1 protein-coding gene and 1 pseudogene are annotated in these 2,052 nt (G+C 61.3%); one reads left to right on the forward strand and one right to left on the reverse strand.

Annotation, left to right across the window (positions count from 1 at the left end; genetic code table 11):
* Window positions 1–69: 69 nt before the first annotated feature.
* Window positions 70–960 (reverse strand): beta-keto acid cleavage family enzyme, encoded by an 891-nt coding sequence (locus HCN58_RS35160; protein ID WP_171583847.1) that lies wholly within the window; start codon window positions 958–960, stop codon window positions 70–72.
* Window positions 961–1,587: 627 nt separating this feature from the next.
* Here HCN58_RS35160 and HCN58_RS36675 point away from each other — a divergent pair.
* Window positions 1,588–2,052: pseudogene (locus HCN58_RS36675) on the forward strand (helix-turn-helix domain-containing protein); the annotation flags it as partial.

A 2,052-nucleotide genomic window follows, 5' to 3' on the forward strand; every position in this document is an offset into this window, starting at 1 on the left:
CCCCCGATCGCTCCACCCCCCAACAGCCCGACCGCTCGGGACCGCCCTTCAAACATGACCTCGGGCCTTTCAGCGATGAACCTTAAGCGCGAGCTTCTCGCGAACCTCGTTCGGGCTCATCACCCGCACTCCGATCGCCTCCAGAATCTGCACCGCTCGCTCCACGAGCTCGGCGTTGGTCGCCAAACGCCCGCGGGAGAGGTACAGATTGTCCTCGAGGCCCACTCGCACGTTAGCGCCGGCCAAGGCCGCCATCGCAACGTAGGGCATTTGCATAGGCCCAATCGAAAAGGCCGAGTAGACGGAGCGCGGCGGGAGCGCGTTCACCATCGCCATCAACGTGGTCGGATCCGCTGGTGCACCGTAGCGGATGCCCATGCACATCTGGATGAGCGGGTCCTTGATTAGCCCCTCCTCGACCAAGTCGCGCAGCGCCCAGAGATGACCGGTATCGAACACCTCGCATTCAGGACGCACCGCAAGCTCCTGCAGGCGCGCCGCCATCTTACGCAACGTCGGATAAGTATTGATCATGACGTACTCGCGGGCGCCGAAGTTCATCGACCCGCAGTCAAGAGTGCATATTTCTGGCAGCAACTCCTCTACATGCACGAGCCGCTCGAGCGCCCCCGCCATATCCGTTCCCTTGGGGTCGGGGGGCAGAGGGGAGTCAGGCCCACCCAGGACGAGATCTCCGCCAAGTCCCGTCGTCAGGTTAATCACCGGATTTACATCCGACGCTCGGATGCGCCGCACGACCTCCCGATATAGAGCCGGATTGCGCGAGCCCAGCCGCGTTTTGGGATCACGGACATGAATGTGCACGACGGCGGCTCCGGCTCGCGCCGCCTCGATTGCCGAGTCTGCTATCTGTTCCGGGGTCACCGGCACATGCGGGCTCCGCTCCACCGCAGCCCCACTTCCTGTAACCGCACAGGTGATGAACACCTCGGAAATCATTCCACCTTCTCCTGTCGTTCGAAGCCTGCCCCGTCCCAAGCCGGGCGTGCCGATAAGCGTCGCTCGGCATTAGTACTCCACCCCATGATCGGAATTGGGCCAATGCGGTCGCAGCGAAGCAGAAATTCTGCGTATCAACGGCAAAAGATGAGGTTTTTGTCGCGTCTGGCCGAGACTGACGCAAACAAGCGACTGAAACTGCAGCATCTTCAGTTCGAACACAAACGGGCCACGACTTTCGTCGGCGCAAGCGCGATCTCGCTTGCCATCTACCCCTGCGGGGTTCGGAAAAGGGGACGATCTGCGCGAGAATTCCCGTTCAACAGATGGCAGCACCGTGCGGCTCAATGCTTCTTAGCCGTCCGGAATAGCGGCTTTGCTGTTTCGGAGCGTAGAATCTGAACGAGCATGTGAGCAGCAATCAACGCCGCCGCTTACCCATAGACCCAGATCCCGCGACGGCGAGAGCCGTCGCTCGTGATGAGCAACACGGGTAGATCGTGATCATACCGGAGTCTTCTGTTAAGAAGCCGAATTGAGCTGGGCTGGCGGGGCGAGCGTTCGCCATAACAGTTCCAGGAGCAGACCCAAGAGTTCTCTGAACCAGACGAGGATACGGCGGAAGTTGTGAGGCGAGCCTATTCGGACGATCTTCGCGAGCGGGTGGTCAGGGCCGCCATCAAGGGCGGCTTGTCGCGGCATCAGGCGGCCGCCCAATTTGGGGTGGGCGTCAGCACAGCGATCAACTGGGTACGGCGCTTCCGCGAGACTGGCAGCGTCAAGCCAGACCAGATCGGTGGCTATAGGCCAAAGAAGATTGCGGGAGCGCACCGCGAATGGCTGATGCAACGGTGCCGGGAGGCGGATTTTACCGTGCGCGGGCTGGTGGCCGAGCTCGCCTAGCGTGGTCTCAAGGTCGATTACCGCACGATGTGGGAGTTCGTCCACGCTGAGAAGCTCAGTTACAAAAAAAGACGCTGATTGCCGCCGAGCAGGACCGTCCCGATGTCGCGCGTCGGCAGGCGCAGTGGACCAAGTATCGGGATCGGATCGATCCCACTCGCCTGGTGTTCATCGATGAGACCTGGACCA

This window comes from Bradyrhizobium australiense (genome assembly GCF_013114825.1).
Classification (GTDB): domain Bacteria; phylum Pseudomonadota; class Alphaproteobacteria; order Rhizobiales; family Xanthobacteraceae; genus Bradyrhizobium; species Bradyrhizobium australiense.

Bases quoted from the DNA above. Each gene is read 5' to 3' on its own strand.
- HCN58_RS35160 (WP_171583847.1), bottom strand. From the start codon at position 960: ATGATTTCCGAGGTGTTCATCACCTGTGCGGTTACAGGAAGTGGGGCT.